This window comes from Halomonas sp. HNIBRBA4712 (genome assembly GCF_043558675.1).
Lineage (GTDB): Bacteria > Pseudomonadota > Gammaproteobacteria > Pseudomonadales > Halomonadaceae > Vreelandella.
Map to the genome: position 1 here is coordinate 206,743 of NZ_JBIFXR010000005.1, position 22,374 is coordinate 229,116.

General features: G+C 64.3%; 23 protein-coding genes. 10 read left to right on the plus strand and 13 right to left on the minus strand.

Annotated elements, in window-relative coordinates:
- Window positions 1-206 precede the first annotated feature (206 nt).
- Together ACGK9R_RS11815 and ACGK9R_RS11820 are read left to right on the plus strand one after the other, a co-directional pair.
- Window positions 207-2,381 carry a malate synthase G gene (locus ACGK9R_RS11815; protein WP_394581482.1) on the plus strand — a complete coding sequence of 725 codons (2,175 nt, stop codon included), beginning with the start codon at window positions 207-209 and terminating at the stop codon, window positions 2,379-2,381.
- A gap of 86 nt (window positions 2,382-2,467) precedes the next feature.
- Entirely contained in the window at window positions 2,468-2,884 is a 417-nt protein-coding gene (locus ACGK9R_RS11820) for a PaaI family thioesterase (protein WP_394581484.1), read from the plus strand.
- On the opposite strand, the gene paoC is transcribed toward ACGK9R_RS11820, so the two are convergent.
- From paoC to ACGK9R_RS11835, 3 genes are read right to left on the minus strand one after another with little or no spacing between them, the layout of a single operon-like run.
- Window positions 2,881-5,058: an aldehyde oxidoreductase molybdenum-binding subunit PaoC gene (gene paoC, locus ACGK9R_RS11825; RefSeq protein ID WP_394581486.1), complete on the minus strand. Its 2,178-nt coding sequence runs from the start codon at window positions 5,056-5,058 to the stop codon at window positions 2,881-2,883. The genes ACGK9R_RS11820 and paoC overlap by 4 nt on opposite strands.
- 3 nt (window positions 5,059-5,061) lie before the next feature.
- Window positions 5,062-6,012 carry an FAD binding domain-containing protein gene (locus ACGK9R_RS11830; protein ID WP_394581488.1) on the minus strand — a complete coding sequence of 317 codons (951 nt, stop codon included), beginning with the start codon at window positions 6,010-6,012 and terminating at the stop codon, window positions 5,062-5,064.
- Window positions 6,009-6,566 carry a 2Fe-2S iron-sulfur cluster-binding protein gene (locus ACGK9R_RS11835; protein WP_394581490.1) on the minus strand — a complete coding sequence of 186 codons (558 nt, stop codon included), beginning with the start codon at window positions 6,564-6,566 and terminating at the stop codon, window positions 6,009-6,011. Before ACGK9R_RS11835 ends, ACGK9R_RS11830 begins: the two co-directional genes overlap by 4 nt.
- 187 nt (window positions 6,567-6,753) lie before the next feature.
- Between ACGK9R_RS11835 and ACGK9R_RS11840 the strand changes: the two genes are divergently transcribed.
- Window positions 6,754-7,725, plus strand: coding sequence for an XdhC family protein (locus ACGK9R_RS11840; RefSeq protein ID WP_394581492.1), 972 nt, complete (start codon window positions 6,754-6,756; stop codon window positions 7,723-7,725).
- A 3-nt stretch (window positions 7,726-7,728) separates the two neighbouring features.
- A complete protein-coding gene (locus ACGK9R_RS11845) occupies window positions 7,729-8,313 on the plus strand; it encodes an NTP transferase domain-containing protein (protein ID WP_394581494.1) in 585 nt (194 codons plus the stop codon).
- Window positions 8,314-8,355: 42 nt separating this feature from the next.
- Here ACGK9R_RS11845 and ACGK9R_RS11850 read toward each other — a convergent pair whose 3' ends face one another.
- The 5 genes from ACGK9R_RS11850 to ACGK9R_RS11870 all read right to left on the minus strand — a co-directional run bounded on the left by ACGK9R_RS11850 (window position 8,356) and on the right by ACGK9R_RS11870 (window position 14,175).
- On the minus strand, window positions 8,356-9,324 hold the full coding sequence (locus ACGK9R_RS11850; RefSeq protein ID WP_394581496.1) for a substrate-binding domain-containing protein: 969 nt from the start codon (window positions 9,322-9,324) through the stop codon (window positions 8,356-8,358).
- A 74-nt stretch (window positions 9,325-9,398) separates the two neighbouring features.
- Window positions 9,399-10,385, minus strand: coding sequence for an ABC transporter permease (locus tag ACGK9R_RS11855; protein WP_394581498.1), 987 nt, complete (start codon window positions 10,383-10,385; stop codon window positions 9,399-9,401).
- Window positions 10,382-11,929, minus strand: a complete 1,548-nt coding sequence (locus tag ACGK9R_RS11860) for a sugar ABC transporter ATP-binding protein (RefSeq protein ID WP_394581500.1) — start codon at window positions 11,927-11,929, stop codon at window positions 10,382-10,384. Before ACGK9R_RS11860 ends, ACGK9R_RS11855 begins: the two co-directional genes overlap by 4 nt.
- Complete coding sequence (locus tag ACGK9R_RS11865; RefSeq protein WP_394581502.1) at window positions 11,922-13,091, minus strand: Gfo/Idh/MocA family protein; 1,170 nt, start codon at window positions 13,089-13,091, stop codon at window positions 11,922-11,924. The genes ACGK9R_RS11860 and ACGK9R_RS11865 overlap by 8 nt, the downstream gene beginning before the upstream one ends.
- 31 nt (window positions 13,092-13,122) lie before the next feature.
- Entirely contained in the window at window positions 13,123-14,175 is a 1,053-nt protein-coding gene (locus ACGK9R_RS11870) for a sugar phosphate isomerase/epimerase family protein (RefSeq protein WP_394581504.1), read from the minus strand.
- Between the two features lie 400 nt (window positions 14,176-14,575).
- Between ACGK9R_RS11870 and ACGK9R_RS11875 the strand changes: the two genes are divergently transcribed.
- Window positions 14,576-15,583 (plus strand): LacI family DNA-binding transcriptional regulator, encoded by a 1,008-nt coding sequence (locus ACGK9R_RS11875; RefSeq protein WP_394581506.1) that lies wholly within the window; start codon window positions 14,576-14,578, stop codon window positions 15,581-15,583.
- A 9-nt stretch (window positions 15,584-15,592) separates the two neighbouring features.
- Here the strand turns inward: ACGK9R_RS11875 and ACGK9R_RS11880 are convergent, their stop codons facing one another.
- Entirely contained in the window at window positions 15,593-15,973 is a 381-nt protein-coding gene (locus tag ACGK9R_RS11880) for a DUF423 domain-containing protein (protein ID WP_394581508.1), read from the minus strand.
- A 138-nt stretch (window positions 15,974-16,111) separates the two neighbouring features.
- On the opposite strand from ACGK9R_RS11880, the gene thiS reads away from it, so the two are divergent.
- Genes thiS through trmB form a run of 3 tightly spaced genes read left to right on the plus strand, consistent with a single transcriptional unit; the run spans window position 16,112 to window position 17,932 of the window.
- Window positions 16,112-16,333, plus strand: coding sequence for a sulfur carrier protein ThiS (gene thiS / locus ACGK9R_RS11885; RefSeq protein WP_394581510.1), 222 nt, complete (start codon window positions 16,112-16,114; stop codon window positions 16,331-16,333).
- 27 nt (window positions 16,334-16,360) lie between these two features.
- Complete coding sequence (locus ACGK9R_RS11890; RefSeq protein WP_394581512.1) at window positions 16,361-17,155, plus strand: thiazole synthase; 795 nt, start codon at window positions 16,361-16,363, stop codon at window positions 17,153-17,155.
- A gap of 24 nt (window positions 17,156-17,179) precedes the next feature.
- Window positions 17,180-17,932: a tRNA (guanosine(46)-N7)-methyltransferase TrmB gene (gene trmB / locus ACGK9R_RS11895; RefSeq protein ID WP_394581514.1), complete on the plus strand. Its 753-nt coding sequence runs from the start codon at window positions 17,180-17,182 to the stop codon at window positions 17,930-17,932.
- A gap of 53 nt (window positions 17,933-17,985) precedes the next feature.
- On the opposite strand, the gene ACGK9R_RS11900 is transcribed toward trmB, so the two are convergent.
- Window positions 17,986-18,123, minus strand: a complete 138-nt coding sequence (locus ACGK9R_RS11900) for a DUF2256 domain-containing protein (protein ID WP_394581516.1) — start codon at window positions 18,121-18,123, stop codon at window positions 17,986-17,988.
- Window positions 18,124-18,394: 271 nt separating this feature from the next.
- Window positions 18,395-19,312, minus strand: coding sequence for an AEC family transporter (locus ACGK9R_RS11905; RefSeq protein WP_394581518.1), 918 nt, complete (start codon window positions 19,310-19,312; stop codon window positions 18,395-18,397).
- A 136-nt stretch (window positions 19,313-19,448) separates the two neighbouring features.
- Here ACGK9R_RS11905 and ACGK9R_RS11910 point away from each other — a divergent pair, with 136 nt between their 5' ends.
- Together ACGK9R_RS11910 and ACGK9R_RS11915 are read left to right on the plus strand one after the other, a co-directional pair.
- Window positions 19,449-19,949: a hypothetical protein gene (locus ACGK9R_RS11910; RefSeq protein WP_394581521.1), complete on the plus strand. Its 501-nt coding sequence runs from the start codon at window positions 19,449-19,451 to the stop codon at window positions 19,947-19,949.
- A 2-nt stretch (window positions 19,950-19,951) separates the two neighbouring features.
- A complete protein-coding gene (locus tag ACGK9R_RS11915; protein ID WP_394581523.1) occupies window positions 19,952-20,557 on the plus strand; it encodes an SCO family protein in 606 nt (201 codons plus the stop codon).
- Between the two features lie 23 nt (window positions 20,558-20,580).
- Here ACGK9R_RS11915 and ACGK9R_RS11920 read toward each other — a convergent pair whose 3' ends face one another.
- Both ACGK9R_RS11920 and ACGK9R_RS11925 read right to left on the minus strand, forming a co-directional pair.
- On the minus strand, window positions 20,581-21,612 hold the full coding sequence (locus ACGK9R_RS11920) for a poly(3-hydroxybutyrate) depolymerase (RefSeq protein WP_394581525.1): 1,032 nt from the start codon (window positions 21,610-21,612) through the stop codon (window positions 20,581-20,583).
- Window positions 21,613-21,614: 2 nt separating this feature from the next.
- Window positions 21,615-22,307, minus strand: coding sequence for an FKBP-type peptidyl-prolyl cis-trans isomerase (locus tag ACGK9R_RS11925; protein ID WP_394581527.1), 693 nt, complete (start codon window positions 22,305-22,307; stop codon window positions 21,615-21,617).
- Between the last annotated feature and the right edge of the window lie 67 nt (window positions 22,308-22,374).

Consider the following 22,374-nt stretch of genomic DNA (forward strand, 5'->3'; position numbering starts at 1 on the left):
ATGGCCTTTTTCTCAAAAACCGGCGCCCGCCGTGACCATCGCGCACTATTATCATTTGGTCGAGCATGGCAGCGCTTTAGCGTCTACGCTATTTACATGCTCCGATGCTTATGGAATTATTTTCCATAAATGCAATTTCATCGAGCCATGTCGAGACTGGCCGTGGCCATTTTCATCCCCACGGGCACCTTCAAAGGAGAAACCCCATGAGCGAGCGTATCACGCGTCACCGTTTACACGTGGCGGCAAAGCTTGACCGCTTCATCAGCGAGCAGGCTCTGCCGGGTACCGGTATCGACGAAGACGCCTTCTGGTCCGGCGTCGATGCCCTGTTTCATGATCTTACCCCGAAAAACCAGCGCCTGCTGGAAGAGCGCGAAACGCTTCAACAAGCGCTCGATAGCTGGCACAAGGAGCACCCGGGTGCGGTGACCGACATGGCCGCCTACCAGCGTTTCTTGAAAGAGAAAGGCTACCTGGTCGATGCACCGGCCAGCGTCAACGTGACAACGGCCAACGTCGATGATGAAGTTGCCGTTCAGGCCGGCCCGCAGCTGGTGGTGCCGGTGAGCAACGCCCGCTACGCGCTCAACGCCGCCAACGCCCGCTGGGGCAGTCTGTACGATGCGCTCTACGGCACCGACGTCATCTCCGAAGAAGACGGCGCCGAGAAGGGCAAGAGCTTCAATCCCAAGCGTGGCGAGAAGGTCGTGGCCTACGCCCGCGGCGTGCTGGACCGCGCAGCGCCCCTGGCCACCGGCTCTCACGCGGATGCCGAGCGCTACACCCTGCGCGACGGTAAGCTGGTGGTGCGCCTTGAAGGCGGCCGTGAAACCGGCCTCAAGGACCCGAGCAAGCTGATCGGCTTTGACGGCGATGAAAGCGCGCCGAGCGCGATTCTGCTCTCGAACAACGATCTGCATCTCGAGATCCAGATCGACGCCAACGATGCTATCGGCAAGACGGACCCCGCAGGCGTGAAGGACGTGGTCGTCGAGGCCGCACTGACCACCATCATGGACTGCGAAGACTCCGTGGCCGCCGTGGATGCCGAGGACAAGGTCGGCGTTTACCAGAACTGGCTCGGCCTGATGCGCGGCGACCTGGAAGAGCAGATCGAGAAAGGCGGCAAGACCACCACGCGTAAATTGAACGCCGACCGCACCTGGAAAACCACCGACGGCGGCAGCGTGACGCTTCCCGGCCGCTCCTTGATGTTCGTGCGCAACGTGGGCCACCTGATGACCACGCCAGCGATTCTCGACGAAAACGGAAGCGAATTGCCGGAAGGCATTCTCGACGCCGTCATGACCTCGCTAATCGCGCTGTATGACCTCAAGAAGGACGCCGACCAGCCGCGCAACTCCCGCGCGGGCTCCGTCTACATCGTCAAGCCGAAGATGCACGGCCCCAAAGAGGTCGCGTTTGCCAACGAACTCTTCTCGCGCGTGGAAGACATCCTCGGCATGAGCCGCGACACCCTGAAAATGGGCATCATGGACGAAGAGCGCCGCACCACGGTCAACCTGAAAGCATGCATTGCCGAGGCGACCTCGCGCGTGGTGTTCATCAACACCGGGTTCCTCGACCGCACCGGCGATGAAATGCACACCGCCATGGAAGCGGGCCCGATGGTACGCAAGGGCGACATGAAGGCCGCCAAGTGGATCGCCGCTTATGAAAAGAACAACGTCGAGGTGGGCCTTGCCTGTGGCCTGCGCGGCCGCGCCCAGATCGGCAAGGGCATGTGGGCGATGCCGGATCTGATGCACGCCATGCTCGAGCAGAAGATCGGTCATCCGAAAGCCGGCGCCAACACCGCCTGGGTGCCCTCGCCCACCGCCGCGACGCTTCACGCGCTGCACTACCACCAGGTGAAGGTGGCCGACATTCAGCGCGAGATGGAAAGCGCCGGCGAATCCGACCTGTTGGGCGATCTGCTCACCGTGCCGGTGGCCGAGAACGCCAACTGGTCTAGTGAGGAGATCCAGCAGGAGCTGGACAACAACTGCCAGGGCATCCTCGGCTACGTGGTGCGCTGGGTCGAGCACGGCGTGGGCTGCTCCAAGGTGCCGGACATACACGATGTCGGCCTGATGGAAGACCGCGCGACGCTGCGCATCTCCAGCCAGCACATCGCCAACTGGCTGCACCACGGCATCGTCGACGAGGCGCGGGTGAAAGAGACGCTGGAGCGCATGGCGAAAGTGGTCGACGAGCAGAACGCCGGTGACCCGACCTACACCGCCATGAGCAGCCACTTCGAGGATTCCAGCGCCTTCAAGGCGGCATCAAGCCTGATCTTCAAGGGCCGCGAGCAGCCGTCGGGCTACACCGAGCCGCTTTTGCACGAGTGGCGTCAGGTGGATAAAGCTAAGTAAGCACAGGTAGCAACACAAGCCCCGAGCCACTCGGGGCTTTTTTATGGCATGGTGAAAGAGCGTCTACTCATGTGGAGACAACGACAATGACCGTCATGACCATCGAGGAAATCGAGCAGTTTCTGGACGAGGTATTCCCCCAGCGCATGGGCCGTATCGAAAGCGTGGGTGAGATGTGCGCGACGATGCGTCTGGCAATAGGCCACGAGCATCTGCGCCCCGGCCCCCGGGTGAGCGGGCCGACGATGATGGGGTTTGCCGACGTGGCACTGTACGTGGCGATTCTGGCGCAGATCGGCCCGGAGCCGATGGCGGTGACCAGCGACTTCAACTGCCACTTTCTGCGCGCCGCCTCCGGCGAGCACGATATCGTAGCCCACGCCCGACTGATCAAGCTCGGCCGGCGCACGGGCGTGGGGGAAGTACAGGTGTATTCTACAAGCGACGACGCGCGCCCGGTGGCGCACGTCGTCGCAAGCTATGCCCTGCCGATCAAGGGTTAGATGGCGGGGAGCCGGTCGAGCATGCGATCGAGTGTGAGCGGGTAGTCGCGAAGGCGGATGCCGGTGGCGTTGTACATGGCATTCGCCACCGCCGCCGCGCCGCCGCAGATGCCCAGCTCGCCCACGCCCTTGGCCTTGAGCGGCGTGGCGGCGCCGTCCAGCGTATCGAGGAAGATCACCTCCTGTTCGGGGATGTCCGCGTGCACCGCGATCTCGTAGCCCGCCAGATCGTGGTTGGTGAAAAAACCGCGATTCGTATCGATATTGAGGCTTTCCGACAGCGCCGCGCCGATCGACATGGTCATGCCGCCCAGCACCTGACTGCGCGCGGTGGTCGGATTGAGAATGCGCCCGGCGTCGCACACCGAAAGCATCCGGCGCAGGCGCGTCTCGCCGGTGTAGGCGTTGACCGCCACCTCGACGAAATGCGCGCCGAAGGTGCCCAGCTCCATCTCGTCCTGGAAGTCGCCGAAGTGCAGCGTATCCTCGCCGACCAGCTCTTCGCCGTCGATCTCGAAAAGCCCCACATCCTGGCCTTCCGCCTGTACCCGACCGTTCTCGAAGCGCGGCGACTCGACGTTCAAACGCTTGCCGATCTCCGCCTGAAGTGCCAGGCACGCTGCGTAGACGCCCGCCGTGGAGCTTGCCGCGCCGAACTGGCCGCCGGAGCCGGACGACACCGGGTAAGCGCTGTTACCCAAACGTACGTCTACGTCGTCCATCGTGACGCCCATGGTTTCCGCTACGGTTTGCGCGAGGATGGTGTAGGAGCCGGTGCCGATATCGGTCATGTCGGTTTCGACGACCAGCTTGCCTTCGCTCACGCGCACGCGGGCGCCGGAGTCCATGGTGATCGCGCCGCGGTAGGCGCCGGCCACGCCCTGGCCGATCAGCCACTGCCCTTCGCGGCGGCTTCCCGGCGTCTGGTTGCGCTCGCTCCAGCCAAATTCCTCGGCGCCGGTTTGCAGGCATTCGACGAAATGGCGGTCGCTGTAGCGCTTGTGTGGCTCTTCCGGGTTGACCTGGGTGTCGTTGATAATGCGGAATTCGACCGGGTCGATGCCGAGCTTCTCGGCCATCTCGTCCATGGCGATCTCCAGCACCGCCAGTCCCGAGGCCTCGCCGGGGGCGCGCATGTCGGCGGACTCCGGCAGGTTCATGTCGATGGCGTGGTGCGCCACGCGGCGGTTTTCGCCAGCGTAGAAGCAGCGCGTCTGGTTCACGGCGTCCTCGCCGCTGCCACCGGGCAGGGTGTGGGAGATCGCCGAGTGATCGAAGGCGGTGATGCGGCCATCCTTGTTCGCGGCGATGCGCAGACGCTGCACGGTGCCGGAGCGGTGGGTGGCATTGTTGAAGATGAAGGGCCGCGGCAGCGCCACCTTCACCGGGCGACCGGTCTCTTTTGAGGCAAGCGCGGCCAGCACCGCATCGGCGCGCACCCAGAGTTTGCCGCCGAAGCCGCCTCCCACGTACGGGCTCTCTAGCCGGATGGTGTCGGCGTCGATGCCGAAGATTTTCGCAAGGCCTTGGCGGGACCACTCGATCATCTGGTTCGAGGTCCAGAGCGTGAGGTGCTTACCGTCACACCAATCGGCGATGGTAGCGTGGGGCTCCATCATCGCGTGGCTCTGCGAGGCGGTGTGGTAGGTCTCATCGATCGTGACCTCGGCGCTTTTGAACGCGGCGTCGACATCGCCGACTTCGGCGATCACGTCGCTGTCCTGCAGGCGCTTCCAAGCGTCGTCCAGATCGAACTCGCCCGGCGTCTGCTCGTACTCCACCTCGATCAGCGAGGTAGCGGCACGGGCCTGCTCCAGGGTATCGGCGACCACCACAGCGATCGCCTGGTGGTAGTGCTCGACGATATCACCGCCGAAGAGCTTGGCGTCGTTGCTCGCCGGGCGGGGCAGCTCGTCGATATCGAGCGCGGTGATCACCGCCGCCACGCCTTCGGCACTGCGCGCCGCCGAGGCGTCCATGCGGGTAATGCGCCCCTTGGCGATGCTCGCGCCCAGCGGGTAGCCCACCAGGTGGTTCTCCACTACGTCGTTGCGCTCGTAGGCGTAAGGCGCGGTGCCGGTGACCTTCAGCGCGCCGTCGATGCGCTTGTGGGGCTTGCCGATGATGCGCGCGCGGTCGAACAGGTTCTCGTCGACTGACTGGTTAAAATCCATACATCACTCCTTGGCCAGCAGAGCCGCCAGCGTGCGTTCGGCAAGCGTCAATTTGTAGGCGTTATCGTCGGTGGGGCGGGCGCCGTCTAAAAGCTTCTCCATCACTGCGCTCGCGCCGTTGGCAAGCTCGGCGTCGGCTTCAGCACGCCGCCAGGGTTTGGGCGCCACGCCGCCGAGCGCCACGCGCCCTTCGCCGTTCTCATGCTCGATCAGCGCCACCGAGACCAGCGCAAAGGCATAAGACGCGCGATCGCGCACCTTGAAGTAGCGCTGCTTGCCGCCGATGGGGGCGGGCAGCACCACAGCGGTGATGATTTCGCCGGGGGTGAGCGCGTTCTCCACCTCCGGGGTATCGCCGGGCAGCTGGTAGAACTCGTCGAGCGTGAGCCGCCGGGTCTGGCCCTCGGGATCGACGGTTTCCACTTCGGCGTCGAGCACGCGAAGCGCCACCGCCATGTCGGAGGGGTGCGTGGCGATGCAGGCGTCGGACGTTCCGATCACGCCGAGCTGGCGGGTATCGGCGCCGTCATCGAGCGCCGCGCAGCCGGCCCCGGGCTCGCGCTTGTTGCAAGGCATCTTCGGGTCGAAGAAGTAGGGGCAGCGGGTGCGCTGCAAAAGGTTGCCGCCGGTCGAGGCCTTGTTGCGCAGCTGGCTCGAGGCGCCGGCGAACAGCGCCCGGCTGAGCACCGGGTAGTCGCGCCGAATGCGCTCGTCTGCGCCGAGCGCGGTATTGCTGACCATCGCGCCGATTTTGAGCCCGCCCTCGTCGGTAGCGGTGATCTCGTCGAGCCCCGTGTGGGTGATGTCGATCAGGTGCGGCGGCACTTCGATTTCGTGCTTCATCAGATCGAGCAGATTGGTGCCGCCGGCGATAAACTTGCTGCCCGGCAGCTCAAAAGCGCGCGCCGCCGCCTTCGCGGCATCGTCGATGCGCTCAAAGGAAAAGGCTTTCATGAATGCTCCTCCGCCACCTGTCGAATGGCCTTGAGAATGTTGGCGTAGGCGCCGCAGCGGCAGAGATTGCCGGACATGCGCTCGCGAATCTCCTCGTCGGTGATCTCGATGGAGCCCGTAAGCTCTTTCGTTACATGGCTGGGGATGCCGGCGCGAATCTCCTCGAGTGTGGCCTTCGCCGAGCAGATCTGGCCTGGCGTGCAGTAGCCGCACTGGAAGGCGTCGTGGTCGATGAACGCCTGCTGCATCGGGTCCAGGTGCTCGACGTCGCCGATGCCTTCGATGGTGGTAATCTCGTCGTCCTGATGCATGACGGCCAACGTCAGGCAGGCGTTGACCCGCTCGCCGTTGATGTGCACCGTGCAGGCGCCGCACTGGCCGTGGTCGCAGCCTTTCTTGGAGCCGGTCAGGCCAAGGTGCTCGCGCAGGGCGTCCAGCAGCGTGGTGCGGTTATCGAGATCAAGCTCACGGCGCTGGCCGTTGATGGTCAAAGCAACGCTCGAGCGCGTTTGAGCGCCCTCGCGGTGCTTCTCGAACGTCGTCGTAGAGGTCATTTTTTTCACTGCCTTTAATTATGTGGCGATGCCGAGTCACGGTCATGACGGGTTAAGCATAGACGCGATTGAAACGGTCGACCCAACTCATCCGATAACCCATATCAAGACACATCGACTGGTCTACGCTAGAGAGACGATTTCTGCCGGCTCGGCCAGGCACCCACAACGAGGAACGCGCCCTTTCATGCAGCATCTGGATTTAAAGGTCATCGAGCAGGCGATTACTTGGTGCGATCAGGGCGAGACGATCTGGCTCTGCACGGTGCTGGAGACCTTCGGCTCCTCGCCTCGGGCGCCGGGGGCCTGGTTTTGTGCCAACGCGCGCGGCGAGCACGTGGGCTCGCTTTCCGGCGGCTGCGTGGAAGAGGATTTTCTCGCGCGCCTGGGCCAGGGCGTTTTTGAGGCGCCGATCACCCAGACCCGCTACGGCGAAGGCGAAAACGCCGTACCCAACGTGGCGCTACCCTGCGGCGGCGTGCTCGACGTGCTCATCGAGCGCCTGCCGGCCACCCCCGATACCCGCGCGCACCTGAGCGAGATTCTGGCCGCGCTCCAAGGCCGCGAGCCGCTGATTCGCCGGGTCGATACCCAGCGCGGCGAGCGCACCTTCATTCCCGCCCCGCCCACCGGGCTGCGGGTAGCGATCGAGGGCGATATCATCGAGCTTCGCGTCTCGCCGGCCCACCGGCTGGTGATCGCCGGTATCTCGCCGATCAGCGCACCCTGTGCGGCCTTCGCGATCACGCTTGGCTTCGAGGTGATCGTCTGCGACCCGGATGAAGCCGCCTGCGCGGGTTTCGAGGTACCCGGCGCCATCGTCCAGAACGTGTTGCCCTCGGCGTACATCAACGATCAGACCTGCCACGCCGCCACCGCCGTGGTGGCCCTCACCCACGACCCGCGCATCGATGACCTGGCGATGATGGAAGCGTTACGCACGAAGGCGTTCTACATCGGCGTGATGGGCTCACGGCGCACATCAAAAGCCCGCGCCGAACGGCTCGCACGCTCCGGGGGCTTGAGTGACGCGCAGATCGCGCGCCTCCACATGCCCATTGGCTTGGCGCTCGGCAGCAAGACCCCCGCCGAGATCGCCCTGGCGGTGATGGCGGATATCGTGCGCGTGCAGCATGGGAAAAATCTCGAGGAGCTTTGAGCCATGCGCCACGACAAGGTCATTGGGCTGATGATGGCGGCGGGCTATTCGCGACGCTTCGGCGCGGCGGATAAGCGTGAGGCGGTGCTGGGCGACGGGCGCTCCTTGCTGATCACAAGCCTTGCCAACGCTCGGGGCGCGTTTTCGAGCCTTCGGGTGGTGGTGCGCGAAGAGGATGCGCCCAGCGGGGTCGAGGAGTGCGCGCTGATTCGGATAAAAAGCGCCCATCACGGGCTGGGAGCGAGTATCGGCGAGGCGTTCGGCGCGCTGCTCGCAGACCCAACCATTGCGGACGTTCAAGCCGCCGCCGTGCTGCTCGGCGATATGCCCTATATCCGATCTCACACCCTGGCCGCGCTGATGCGGGCCAGCGCAGCGGAACTCATCGTCTCCCCCCAGGTGGGCGATCGGCAGGGCCATCCGGTGATCTTCGGCCGGGCCTTCTGGCCAGAACTTGCGCGGCTGACCCAAGGCGAAGGCGCCCGAGCGGTGCTCGAAGCCCACGCGGCGCAGCATCGCCGCGTGCCGGTCGACGATATGGGCGTGCTGCGGGATATCGACCGGCCCGCGGACATTGCCCGCCGCTGATAGCGCCCCGCAGAAAGGCGAGCGAGGCGCTTTCGCGCAGGATCAGTAGGCGGCGTCGGGCTCGTAATACTCGTCGACGTTGTCGGCGGTGATCAGGTCGGCGGCGAGTATCATGCGCGACGGTACGCCGTGGTACATGTCGCCCAACCGCTCGCCTTTCACGCCGTGCACGGCCAGCGCGATGGCCGAGGCGATCATGCTCGGCGGGTAGGTCACGGTGCCCTTGACCATCGGATGGTCGTTGCGGATCATCTCGATCACCCGCTGGGAGCCGCCGCCGCCCACCACGAGCTGGATGTCGTCGCGGCTATTCTCCTCGATGGCCTGAAGGGCAGCGACCAGCACGTCGTCGTCGCCGGCCCAGATGGCGTCGACCTCGGGGTTACTGGCCAGCAGATCCTCGGTCACGCTCAGCGCCTGCTGGGCGTTCCAGTCGGTGTTCTGCGAGGCCAGAATGTTGATGCCGGGGTAGTTCTCCATTACCCGGTTGAAGGCGTCGACGCGCTGGCTATTGATCGGAATCGGCGGGCCTTCGAGCACCAGAAGATTGCCCTCGCCGCCGAGCTCCTCGGCGATGTAGCGCGCCGCCTGTTCGCCCAGGCCCGGGTTGTCACCGGCGATGAAGACGTTCTGGGCCGGGGTCTCGAGTTCACGATCCACCACCACGGTATAAATGCCCTCTTCATACGCCTCACTAATCACCGCCTGCAGCGTGGCCGGGTTGTAGGGCAGGATCACCAGCGCATCCAGGTTGCGGATCATCAGGTCCTCGACGTTGGCGACCTGGGCGGTGCCGGAGTTGGCGGAGAGCACCGTGAAGTTCACGTCCGGATGTTTTTCGGCGAGCTCTTCGGTGGCCTGCTGAGCCCACCAGGAGAGCCCCGCGGTCCAGCCGTGCTCGGCGGCGGGCACGGTCACTCCAATGGTGTACTCCTGAGCCGAAGCGGTGAGCGCGGTGCCCATCAACGCCGCCGCCAGCGCCGTTTTTTGTAATACGCGTGTGAGTGTCATTGTTATTACCCCGTTTGCGTGCGTAAAGGGCAAGGCCCGGCCTTGCCTGCGATGGCCGGCGTGCCGGCCCTGGTTCAAGGCGCGCGCTTGTACTGCAAGAGCACCGCCAGCAGAATGACCGCGCCTTTCACCAACCCCTGCAGGTAGGGTGAAACGCCGGTCAAATTCAGCATGTTGTTGATGATGCCGAGAATCAGCGCGCCGATTACCGTACCCCACACGGTGCCCCGCCCGCCGGAAAGCGCCGTGCCGCCGATCACTACCGCGGCGATCGCGTCGAGCTCGAAAAAATAGCCCGCATCGCTCGGGCTCACCGAATTGAGCCGCGAGGTGAGCATGATGGCGGAGAGCCCGACGCACACTCCAGCGATCAGAAAAGTGGAGAGCACCACCCACTCGACCCGAATGCCCGAGTAGCGCGCCACCTGGGCGTTGGCCCCCACCGCGCAGACGTGGCGTCCGTAAGCGGTATGAAACAGCAGCACGTGGGAGACGACCGCCAGAGCGAAAAACGTCCACACCGGAATCGGCAGGCCGAGCACGAAGCCGCCACCCACGCCCTGAAATAGCGGGTTGCGGGTGCTGACCTCGGCGGCATCGGTGAAGTAGAGCGCCAGCGAGCGAAAGATCGACATGGTCGCCAGCGTCACCACGAACGCGGCGATGCGCCCGCGCGTGACCAGAAGCCCGTTGAAAAGCCCCAACAGCGCCCCGCCCACCAGCGCGGCAAGCATGGCGAGAATCACCGCCTGGAAAGGGTCGGTGATGGTGTTGAGCACGTAAAGCACGACCACCCCGACCAGTGCCACCATCGAGCCCACGGAAAGATCGATGCCGCCGGCGATGATCACGAAGGTCATGCCGATGGCGATAATGCCGGTGTAGGAGACCTGGCGCAGCACGTTGGAGAGATTGCGCGTGTTGAGAAAGTACTCGCTGGCAAACGACGAAACCAGAAACAGCAGAATCAGCGCCGCCAGAGGTGCGAGAATCGCCCCGCTGAGCGGCAGATTGCGAAACCGCTGAGCCAGCGGCGTGGTGCGTTGGGAAAGCGGACTCATGGGCGCGCTCCTTGTGATGGTTCTTGCGCTGTCGCGTGCTCGGCGCTGGTCTGCCAAGCGCCAGCGGCGTAGAGCATGAGGCGCTCCTCGTTGATATCGTCACCTTCAAGCGTGGCCGCCACGCGCCCCTGGCGGATCACCAGCGCCCGGTCGGCGAGTCCGATGATCTCCTCGAGCTCCGAGGAGATCACCACGACCGCCTTGCCCTGAGCGGTCAGCTCGCGAATCAAGCGATAGATCTGCTGCTTGGCGCTGATGTCGATGCCGCGAGTAGGTTCGTCGAGCAGCAGAATCTCCGGCTCGATGTCGAGAAGCTTGGCGAAATAGACTTTTTGTTGGTTACCGCCGCTCAAAAGCCCGACCGGGGCGGCAAGGCGCGCGGCCTTGATCGAAAGCCGTGCTTGGTACTCCTCGGCGCGCGCTCGCGCCTGGCCGTGGCGAATCAGCCCGCGCGTGTAGCGCGAAAGGCTCAGGTCGGTGACGTTTTGCGTCACGCTAAAGGAGAGCTGAAGGCCCTTTCCCTGACGGTCTTCGGAAAGGTAGGCAAGCCCCCTTGCGTGGGCGTCGCGGGGGGAGGTGAGCGTGACCGGCTCGCCGTCGATGAGGATCTCGCCGGCGCTTTTGCGCCGAAGCCCCATGATCGCCTCGGCGATTTCGGTGCGCCCGGCGCCCACCAGCCCGGCAAGGCCCAGCACCTCGCCGCGGTGGACCGCGAAATCGATGCCGTGGAGCACGTTCGTCACACAGAGACCGCGCACCTCGAGCGCCGGCTGTTCGCGCGTGGCGGGCGCTTCAGGCTTTTCGGGAAATATCCGCGAAAGCTCGCGGCCCACCATCTTGCGCGCCATCGCCTCCTCGTCCATCCCGGCCACCGCGCAGTGCTCGACCTGGCGGCCGTCGCGCAGAATCAACAGCCGGTCGCAGAGCTCCTTCACCTCCTTCAATTTGTGCGAGATGAATAGCACCGTTACGCCCTTGTCGACCAGCGCCTTCACCACGCGAAACAGCACCGCGGTTTCGTGGCTCGTGAGTACCGTGGTGGGCTCGTCGAGAATCACGATGCGCGCATCGTTGACCAGCACCCTGGCCACCTCGACCATCTGCTTTTGCGCCACGCTCAAGCGCTCGATGGTCTGGTTCGGGTCGAGATGCACCTCGAGCGAATCGAGAAGCTCGCGGGTTTTCTCGCGCATGCGGGCATGGTCGAGAAACCCGCTCCGGCGAAGCTCCTGGCCGAGAAAGACGTTCTCGTACACCCTGAGTGAAGCCACCAGGTTGAACTCCTGGGGGATCATCGCCACGCCCTGGCGGCGGGCGCTGATCGGGTCCAGCGCCGCAAACGGCTGGCCGGCGATGGTAATGCGCCCGGCACTCGGCGTGTAGATGCCGCTGATGATTTTTAAAAGCGTCGACTTGCCGGCACCGTTCTCACCCAGAATGCCGAGCACTTCGCCCTGGTCGATATCGAGCGTGATGCCCTCGAGCACCGTCACCGGGCCAAAAGTCTTGCCCACGCCCTCGAGGCGCAGCAGCGGCTCAGCCATCGCGCTCACCGTCGTGGTCGTCGCCGACAAGCGCGGTCCACACACCGTCACCGTGGCTGGAAGCGATCGCCGCCTCGATAAAGCGCATGCCGTCGACGCCATCCTCGATGCCGGGCAGCCAGTCCGGCCGGCCGTTTGCCTGCACCCCATCGGCGAAGGCCTGATACAGGTTGGCGAAGCTTTCGATGTAGCCTTCCGGGTGGCCGCCGGGCAGGCGAATACTGCGCGCCACCGCCTGGCTGACCGCATCATCGCGGCGGGTCAGGCGCTGGCTCGGGGCGTTGAGCGGCTTGAGCCAGAGCTCGTTGGGACTCTCCTGGGCCCAGGAGAGGCTCGCCTTCTCGCCCACGACGCGAATGCTCAACGCGTTCTCGAAGCCCGGGGCGCATTGGCTGGCCCAGAGCATCCCGCTGGCGCCGCCCTCAAAGCGTAAAAGCGCCTGCACGCTGTCGTCGAGCGCGCGCCCCGCCACCGCGGTGGAAAGCGAAGCACTCACCCCCGCCACTTTCTGCCCGGTGACGCACTGCGCCAGCTGAAAGGCGTGCACGCCGATATCGCCCAAGCACCCCGCCGCGCCAGCTTTCGTCGGGTCCAGCCGCCAGGCGGCCTGGCGGTTGTCATCATTCTGGGCGTCGCTCAGCCACTCCTGCACGTACTCCACCTGCACGTGGCGAAGCGACCCAAGCTCGCCTCTCGCGACCAGCTCGCGGGCGTGCTGAATCATCGGGTAGCCGGCATAGGTGTGGGCCAGGAGAAAATGTCCGGTGCTTTTCGCGGCCGCTCGCTTTAGCGTTTGCGCCTCACTGGCGGTCAGGGTCATGGGCTTTTCGCACACCACGTGAAGCCCCGCCTCGAGCCCGGAAAGCGCCGCCTCGAAGTGCAGATGGTTGGGCGTGACGATGATCAGCGCCTCGATGGCGTCCTCGCGCCCCGCCTCGCCGTCGATCAGCGCGGCCACGTCGGCGTAGCAGCGCGCCGGCTCGATGTGAAGCTCAAGGGCGCTTTGCCGGTTGCGCTCGGGCTGTGAGGAGAACACCCCGGCCAGCAGCTCGAAGCGGTCATCCAGGCGTAGCGCCATGCGATGCACCGCGCCGATGAACGCACCCTGACCACCGCCGATCATGGCCGCGCGCAGGCGTCTTGAAGAAGGTGTCTCGCTCATGGTTGGCTCCTGCGTTGGTGCCTCGCGGGGCTCAAAGGCCCAGCAGCGCGCGATTGGTGTGGCGGTCGGTTTTGGCGTCGGCGAAGTCGTCAAAGGCGCGGTCGGTGACGCGGATGATGTGCTCGGCGACGAAGCGCGCGCCCTCCAGCGCCCCCTGCTCCGGGTGCTTGAGCGCGCACTCCCACTCGATCACCGCCCAGCCGTCGAAGTCGTACTGGGCAAGCTTCGAAAAGATCGACTTGAAGTCGACCTGACCATCGCCGAGCGAGCGAAAGCGCCCGGCGCGCTCGACCCAGCTGCTATAGCCACCGTAAACGCCCTGGCTTGCCGAGGGAGTGAATTCGGCGTCCTTGACGTGAAACATGCGGATTCGCTCGCGGTAGCGGTCGAGAAAGCCGAGATAGTCGAGCTGCTGAAGCAAAAGATGCGAGGGGTCGTACAGGATATGGCAGCGCGGATGGTGATCGACGGCGTCCAGAAAGCGCTCGAAGGTAGCGCCGTCGTGCAGATCCTCCCCCGGGTGAATCTCGAAGCAGAGATCCACGCCTTCGGTATCGAAGACGTCGAGAATCGGCCGCCAGCGTTTGGCGAGTTCAATAAAGCCCTCCTCGACCAGCCCCGGCGGGCGCTGCGGCCAAGGGTAGAGAAACGGCCACAAAAGCGCCCCGGAGAAGGTTCCCACGGCGCCCAGCCCGAAATTGGCGCTGGCCCGGGCGGCAAGCGTGAGCTGCTCGACCGCCCAGGTTTGGCGCGCAGCCGGGTTGCAGTGCAGATGCGCGGGGGCGAAACCGTCGAACAGACTGTCGTAGATCGGGTGCACCGCCACCAGCTGGCCCTGCAGATGGCAGGAAAGCTCGCTGATCACAAGATCGTGGCGGGCAAGCGTGGCCTCGATCTCACGGCAATAGCCAGGCTCCTCGGCGGCTCTTTCCAGATCGATCAGGCGCGTATCCCAGCTCGGTATCTGCACCGCCTTGAACCCCTGGGCGGCCGCCCAGCCGGCAATGGCGTCGAGGCTATTAAAGGGCGGCTCGTCGCTTACGTACTGCGCTAGAAAGAGGGCGGGGCCCTTGATGGTCTGCATTCGATTCCTGCCGTTTTTATCGTTTTACAATAGAGATCAAATGGCACTCGATGTAATGGATTACATTCCAGCAAACGGTTTTTCTCCGGTCAAGCGAGACGATTGCTCATGAAACTGCAAATAGCCAAATCAAGATACTGAAAATCATAGTAAAAACTAAATATAAAAAGATAATAATAGCGACCAAAGTATGAGTATAAAGTCAAAACAATGGCTAACAGCCATTTAAACGTCTTTTAATAAATGTCTTTATTTGCCAAATGATGTAATCGTTTACAATAGAATTGAGCGCGTGAATTCCTGGCGATTGCACTCGATGGCTTGTCGATTCACTGGCCGTCATTTTCGCCCTGCGCCTCGTCGCGCTAAGCTATCGCCCCTTTTACCCGGATGGCCCGCCATGAGTACGATCAAGGAAGTCGCCCGCATCGCCGGCTGCTCCACCGCCACGGTGTCGCGCACACTGGCCACCCCCGACAAGGTGAGCGAGGCCACCCGTGGCCGGGTCACTCGCGCTATTGCCCAAGTGGGCTATACCCCCAACGGCGCCGCGCGCAGCCTGCGCCGGCGCGAGTCGCGCACCATCGTGGCGCTGCTGCCGGATATTTCCAATCCGTTCTTCTCCGAGATCATCAACGGCATCGAGGACGTCGCCCACCAGGCCGGCTACCGGGTGTTGATCGGCGACTGCGAGCGCGACCCGGCTCGCGCCGGCGCCTACTTCGATCTGCTGCCGGCCAACCAGGCCGACGGCGTGCTGCTGCTCACCGCCGACGTCCCCCGGGCGCTGGTGGAGAGCGCCCAACACCAGGGGCGCTTTCCACTGGTCATGGCTTGCGAGTTCTTCAACGATATCGACCTGCCCACGGTCGCGGTGGACAACTACCGGGCCGCCTGTCAGGCGATCGATTATCTGATCTCACTGGACCACCGGCGTATCGCGACGATCAGCGGACCCGCCGCCAACCCGATCTGCCGGGAGCGCGAACGCGGCTACCTCGATACGCTCACCGCTCACGGCCTGGCGGAACACGCGCTGACGCTTTGCGGCGATTTCGGCGTTCATTCGGGCTACGTCCAGGGACTTTCGCTCCTCGCACCCTCGAAGCGCCGCCCCACGGCGATTTTCTGCCATAGCGACGAAATGGCGATCGGCGTGTTGAAGGCCGCGCGCCAGCTCGATCTCGACGTACCGAAGGATCTCTCGGTGGTCGGCTTCGACGATATTCGCTTGAGCGAATACTGCGACCCGGAACTGACTACCATCAGCCAGCCCAGATCACGGATCGGGCAGCAGGCGATGCGTCTGCTACTGGGACTGATTCGAGGCGAGACCATCACTGCCCAGCAAATTCTGGCTACCCAACTGATCGTGCGCCAAAGCACCGGCAAACCCGGCCAGGGGTAGACGCGAGCGTCAGGGCCGAGCGATCAGCGTGACCAGCAAGAGCGACAGCCACCCGCCGATCAGCGCGACGCCGCCGATGGGAGTGACGATTCCCAGGTTCATTCCGCCAAGCGCCATGGCATAGAGCGAGCCGGAGAAGGCCAGCGTGCCCAAAAGCCACAGCGAGAGCACCAGCCGCTGCCCCGAGCGCGGGCGCTGGGCACGCCAGACGAGCACTGCCAGCATCGCCAGCGTATGCCAGGCCTGATAGCGCACGCCGGTTTCCACCGCGCTGACCATCTCGCTGCTTGCCCGTGCGGGCAGCCCGTGGGCGGCGTAGGCGCCGAGCGCCACCATCGAGGCGCCGGAAAGCGCCACCCAACACCACCATGCTTTATCGGCTTGCTGCACCGTCACGCTCCTTGAACCGTCAAAAGGGTTAATGGGCCACCTTATCATTACCGGTGACATACCTTGGCAGGCACGAAACCGCTACAATAAGGGCCCTTTACTTTTTTACACGACTTTCCACAGGGACACTCATCGCCCATGTCGACTCCCAACGCCTCCATAGAGCTTAGGCTCAACGGCGAGCCTTACGCCATCACCCAAGGGCTGACGGCGGCGGACCTGATCGACCAGCTCGGCCTTACCGAGCGGCGCATCGCCGTGGAGATCAACGAGCAGATCGTGCCAAGAAGCCAGCTTCATGCCACCGCGCTCAACGACGGCGACCAGATCGAAGTGGTTCACGCCATCGGCGGCGGCTAGGCCGCCCTTCGCTTGAGGATTTGATTGATGACACAGCTTAACGATACGCCGTTCACCGTCGCCGGGCGCACCTTTGCCTCGCGCCTTCTGGTCGGTACCGGCAAGTACAAGGACATGACCGAGACCGGCGAGGCGGTCGCCGAAAGCGGTGCCGACGTCGTCACCTTCGCCGTGCGCCGCACCAACCTGGGCCAGAACGCGGGCGAGCCGAACCTGCTCGACGTGATTTCGCCGAGCCGCTATACACTCTTGCCCAATACCGCCGGCTGCTATACCGCGAAGGACGCGGTGCGCACCTGCCGACTCGCCCGGGAACTGCTCGACGGCCACAATCTGGTCAAGCTCGAGGTGCTGGGTGACGAGACCACGCTCTACCCCAACGTGGTCGAGACCCTGAGCGCGGCGAAGACGCTGATCGACGACGGCTTCGACGTGATGGTCTACACCAGCGACGACCCGATCGTCGCCCGCGAGCTCGAGGCGATCGGCTGCTGCGCGATCATGCCGCTGGGGTCCTTGATCGGCTCCGGTCACGGCATCCAGAACCCCTACAACGTGCGCCTGATCATCGAGCAGTCGAGCGTGCCGGTGCTGGTGGACGCCGGGATTGGCACCGCGTCGGAAGCGGCGATCGCCATGGAACTCGGCTGCGATGGCGTGCTGCTCAACTCCGCCATCGCCCACGCCCGTGAGCCGCTGCGCATGGCCCGCGCCATGAAGCTCGCCGTCGAGGCCGGGCGCGAGGCGTTTCTGGCCGGGCGCATGGCGCGCCGGGCAGCCGCCGATCCGTCTACCCCTTTTGCCGGCCGTATCAACGGCTGATTCGATGTAACGACCCGAGACACCATGACCGAGAAAAACGCTACACCGAACGCCGACACCGCGACCACCGGTCCGGAAAGTCAGGACGCCCCCCTTCACCGTCGCGGCATCAAAAGCTACGTGATCCGCGCCGGCCGCATGACACCGGCCCAGACCCGCGGTCTCGAGGACGTCTGGCCGCGGCTGGGTTTGAGCCTCGAAGACGGCCCCCAGGATCTTTATGCCCTGTTCGGGCGCCATGCGCCGTGCGTGGTCGAGATCGGCTTCGGCATGGGCAACTCACTGATCGAACAGGCCAAAAACCACCCGGAGACTGACTTCATCGGCATTGAAGTGCATGCGCCAGGGGTGGGCAAGCTGCTCGACGAAGCGGACAAACTGGGGCTCACTAACCTGCGCGTCTACCGCGAGGACGCCTTGAGGGTATTGGAGGAGTGCCTGCCGCAGGGGTCCATCGACACCGTGCAGCTCTTTTTCCCCGACCCCTGGCCGAAAAAGAAGCATCACAAGCGGCGCATCGTGCAGCCTGCGTTTGTGGAGCTGATCCGCACGCGGCTGGCACCTAACGGCACCTTCCACATGGCCACCGACTGGGAAGCCTACGCCGAGTGGATGGCCGAGGTGATGGAAGCAGCGCCTGGCTACGAAAACACCGCAGACGCCGACACCGCGCCGTTTGTACCGCGCCCGAGCTTTCGCCCGCTGACCAAGTTCGAAGCCCGCGGCGAGAAGCTCGGCCACGGCGTGTGGGATCTGATCTACCGCAAGAAAGGCTAACCCCTTACCTGCACTCAAGGCCGCCTTTCCGGGCGGCTTTTTCGTTTTGAACGCTAAACGCCTCGGCGGCGGCAGCGCTCGGAGCAGTAGACGACGTTGTCCCAGTCCCGCGCCCACTTCTTGCGCCAGGCGAAAAGCTTCTGGCAGACGGGGCAGGTTTTGGTCGGCAGATGAGGCTTTTTATGGGCCATGAAGGACGCACTCGCGTATCAAGTGTCGATTGAGTCTAGACAATGTGCACCCGCCCACGGGGCTGTAAGCGCGTAGAAATTTTCGGAAGGCCAAAAAAAAGAAAGCCACTCCAGAGGAGTGGCAAAAGACCGTGACTAGCAATGAGAGGGAGAAACCATGACAGAAAAAGCCCGCTGCCGTGGTCGTGACGTCTCATCAAACGCCAGCAAGAACAATATAATCATTCTCATTTAATCCGTCAACACGAATGCGAATGCTTTTTATTTATTTTTATCCTGCCACCAGCTTCAGCCAAAACGGCAGCGTCAGCATGGCCAGCAGCGTCTGCCCGGTAATGATCGCCGCCATCAGCTCCGCGTCGCCGCCGAGCTGGCGGGCGAGGATGTAGGCCGAGGTCGCGGTGGGCAGGGCGGCGAACAACAGCGCCACGTCGCGGCTTAGCGGGTCCAGCCCGCAAAGCCACGCAAGAGCCAGCACGATGACCGGCATCAGCGCGAGCTTGGCGACGTTGGTGGTCACGGTGCCGCGGTCCAGGCGCAATAGCGCCGCCGGGCGCAGCGCCACGCCCACCGCCACCAGCCCCAGCGGCAGCGCCGCGCGGCCCAGGAGCTCGGCGGCACTTTCACTCCAGCCGGGCAGTCCGATGCCGGTCAGGTTCAAAAAGATCCCCGCCAGGCAGGCCAGAATCAGCGGATTCTTCAAAAGCGTCAGCGCGCTGTGGCGAAGGCTCGCCTGGCCGAGGGTACCGGCCTTGATGAAGCTCGCCACGCAGAGAATATTGACCACCGGCACCATGACCGCTACCGCCACCGCGGCGGTGGTGACCCCGGCGCTTCCGTGAAGCGCACCGGCGCCGGCCACGCCAACGTAGGTGTTGAAGCGAATCGCCCCCTGGAAGATCGAGGTGAACGCCGGCGCCTGGAGCGAAAGCCACGCCCGCAGCCACCAGAGGAGCAGCGTCAAAAGCGCAATCGCAACGAGCAGCACGCCGGCAAGCCGAGCCACCGGCACCTGGCTGACATCGGCGGTGGCCAACGTCGCCACCAGCATGGCGGGAAAGAGCAGAAAGTAGATCAGCTTCTCCATCTGCAGCCAGAACTCGCTGCTCGGCCAGCGCCGGTAGCCGATGGCCGCGCCCAGTAGAATCAAAAGAAAAAGCGGCCCCAGGGCGCCGGCGATACTGTTCATTGGTTCTCCTTGGTCCGGCGCCGGCACGTGCGACATCCTGGCCGCTCGTTCAAGGCGCGTTTGCTGCTACCATGCACCCACTCTTCACCCATTCATCGTTTCTTCTGGACGCGAGGCGTATCGTGACGCGTTTGCCATGAACAAGCCAACCTCATCGAAAGCCTCGAGCGGCTTTCCGGTGCTCAACGTGCTCATGCTGATCACCGCCCTGGCGCTGATGGCGTGCCTGGTGTACGGTCTGCAGAGCTGGCTGCGCGGTGAGGAAACGATCACCTGGTTCGCCCCGGACCCCGGCTGCCAGCTCGCCGAAGGCCCCTGCTCGGCCCACGCCGAGGGTATCGAGCTTCACTTCGCGGTGGACACCGAGGGCGCCATCCAGGCGCTGAGCGTTTTGCCCCTCGAAGTGACCGTCAAGGGGGCGAAGGCGAGCCTGGCAAGCGTCGAGTTCGTCGGCCGCGACATGGAGATGGGCCGTCACCGCTTCGATCTGGTCGCCACCGCCCCTGGCCACTTCAACGGCCAGGGCCAGGTCGGGCTGTGTACCCAGGCGGTGATGGCTTGGCGCGCGCGGGTCATCCTGACCACACCCCAGGGCAAGATCGGCAGCTGGTTCGATTTCGATGTTACCCGGAGTTAGCCATGCAGACACGGATAAAAACACGCACGGGCGTGCTTCTGACCGCGCTTCTAGCGCTGGTCGCGCTCGGCGCGGTGGCGTTTTTCGCTACCGGTGAGCGCAAGGCCGAAGGCCCGCGCGGCGGGCCGATCGCCATGGCCTCGACCGACGGCGCCTTCTCGCTTGCCAACCTCGATGAGGATCAGATCGCGGTGGTGACGTTTGGCTATACGTACTGCCCCGACGTCTGTCCGATCACGCTGGCCATCAAGCGCCAGGCGCTGGAACAGTTCGACGAGGCCACCCGCGAGCGCATCGTCCCGGTGATGGTCACGGTGGATCTCGAACGGGACACCCTGGCGCGAATGCGCGAGTACATGGAGGCGTTCGGCAGCGAGTTCGTGGGCCTGGTCGGCTCCCCCGGGGAGCTTGCGGACGTGGCCGAGCGCTACGGCGTGGTGTGGCAGCGGGTCGAGTCGCCGGACTCGCGCCTGGCGTACACCGTCGATCACACCGCGGGGCTTTTTCTGGTCGACCGTGAAGGGGAGATTCTGGAGCAGGTGCTCTACTCGCCCACACCGTCGGCGCTGGTGTCGGCGCTGGAGCGCGAGCTGTCGCGCAAGAGCTAGCGCTTCACTCCAGAGTTGGAGCGTCATTCGGCGCTCGCCTCGAGCCGATCGAGCATGGCGATCAGCGCGCGAATCTGAGCGCCTTCGCGAGTATCGAATGGCGGGTTGAGCTGCAAAGCGCTCTCGGCGTAGCCCCACCAGTCCCAGCACCCTTGGGGGTTGACCAGGCTGCTTTCGGCCTGGGGGTAGAGCACTATTTGACCGTGTTCGGCCGCCCAGCGGTTGAGCCCTGAGTGGCGAACGAATACGTCGCCGATCGCATCGACGCTCATCTGGCAGCCGTGCAGCGCCAGCGTCACCGGGCAGGCGTGCTCGCGGCACTGCTCGGGAATGAACACGTAGCCGGCATCCGCTAGCCCTCGGGCGGCGAACTCGGTCTGGTCGAAAGCGGTGAGTTCACCGGGTGAAGGGGCGCTTTCGCGCTCGGGGTAGAGCCAGTCGAGCAGCTCTGTAGCCATGTCGTCATTGCAGGCGAGTACGAAGCTGCCCCCGCCCTGGCGGCAGCCGCCGAGCGCGTAAGGCCCCACTTCGGCCTCGTCTTCAAGCCGCACCGGCCAGCCGTGGCCCTGAGGGCCTGGCGCGTAGCGTACCTGCGACTCGGCGGTCCAGCGGCGCCACTGGCGCGCCGCCAGCGCCCCAAGCTCCGGGGCAATAACATCATCGTCATCGCCGTGGCTGACATACACGCGAAGCGAGCTCAGCGCTTCGTGACTGCCGACCAGATCCTCCTGCCAATAGCGCGCCAAACGCTCGTCGAGCGCTTCGAGCGAGGGCAGCCCCCGCGTGGTGTTCATGCACTGGTTGAGCGCCAGACTCAGCGCCCCCTGAGAGCAGCCCCAGGGCCCGGCGGCGACCACGCCCACGCCGTTAAAGCGTTCGGGCCAGGCTACGGCGAGCTGGGCCGCCATGTAGCCGCCGGAAGAGACCCCGACGACGCTGGCGCCGTCGCTTTCGAGTGCCGGCAGCGCTGCTGGCGAGGCCTGGACGCTCGCGCCTTCAAGCAACAAAAGCGCCGCCCAAAGGCGGCGCAGTGTACAGGCAAGGCGCGAGGCCATGCTTACTCGATGCCGAGAAGCTCGACCCGGAAGGTGAGCATCTCGTTGGGGCCGATAGGGCCCTGGCCGTTCTCACCGTAGGCAAGCTCGGAGGGAATGTAGATCATCCAGCTGTCGCCGACGCTCATCATCTGCAGCGCCTCCTGCCAGCCTTCGATCACCTGGTTGACCTGGAAGGTGACCGACTCGCCACGCTCGAAGGAGCTATCGAATACGGTGCCGTCGAGCAGCATGCCTTCATAGTTCACCTCGACAGTGTCCTCGGGGCCGGGGGATTCGCCGTCGCCGGACTCGAGCACTTCGTACTGTAGGCCGGACTCGGTGACTTCCACACCGTCACGCTCGGCGTTCTCGGCCAGGTACTCCTCGCCTTCCTGTTGATTCATCTCGGCGATTTCCGCCGCTTCTTCTTCACGCTCCTGCATCGAGCGCTGCTGGAAGGCGACCAGCGTCTCCATCATCTCCTCTTCAGAAAGCGCCAGCTCGTTGCCTTCGAAGACGTCGCGCATGCCGTCGGAAAAGGTATCGATATCGAGATCCTCGATATCCGCCTGCATGCTTTCGCCCAGGGTCACGCCCAGGCTGTAGGCCAGGCGCTGCTCATCGGTTTCCGGCTGGGCGGCGGCAAACGGCGCGGCCAGCAGAAGCCCGGTCAGAGCCGCGGTTTTGAACGTGGTAGAGACCATTGCTTTCATGTTGAAACCTTCCTCAAGACGCTGTGCGCCGGCTGTCGATTCTGTGTCACGGTCATGCTGACGGGCC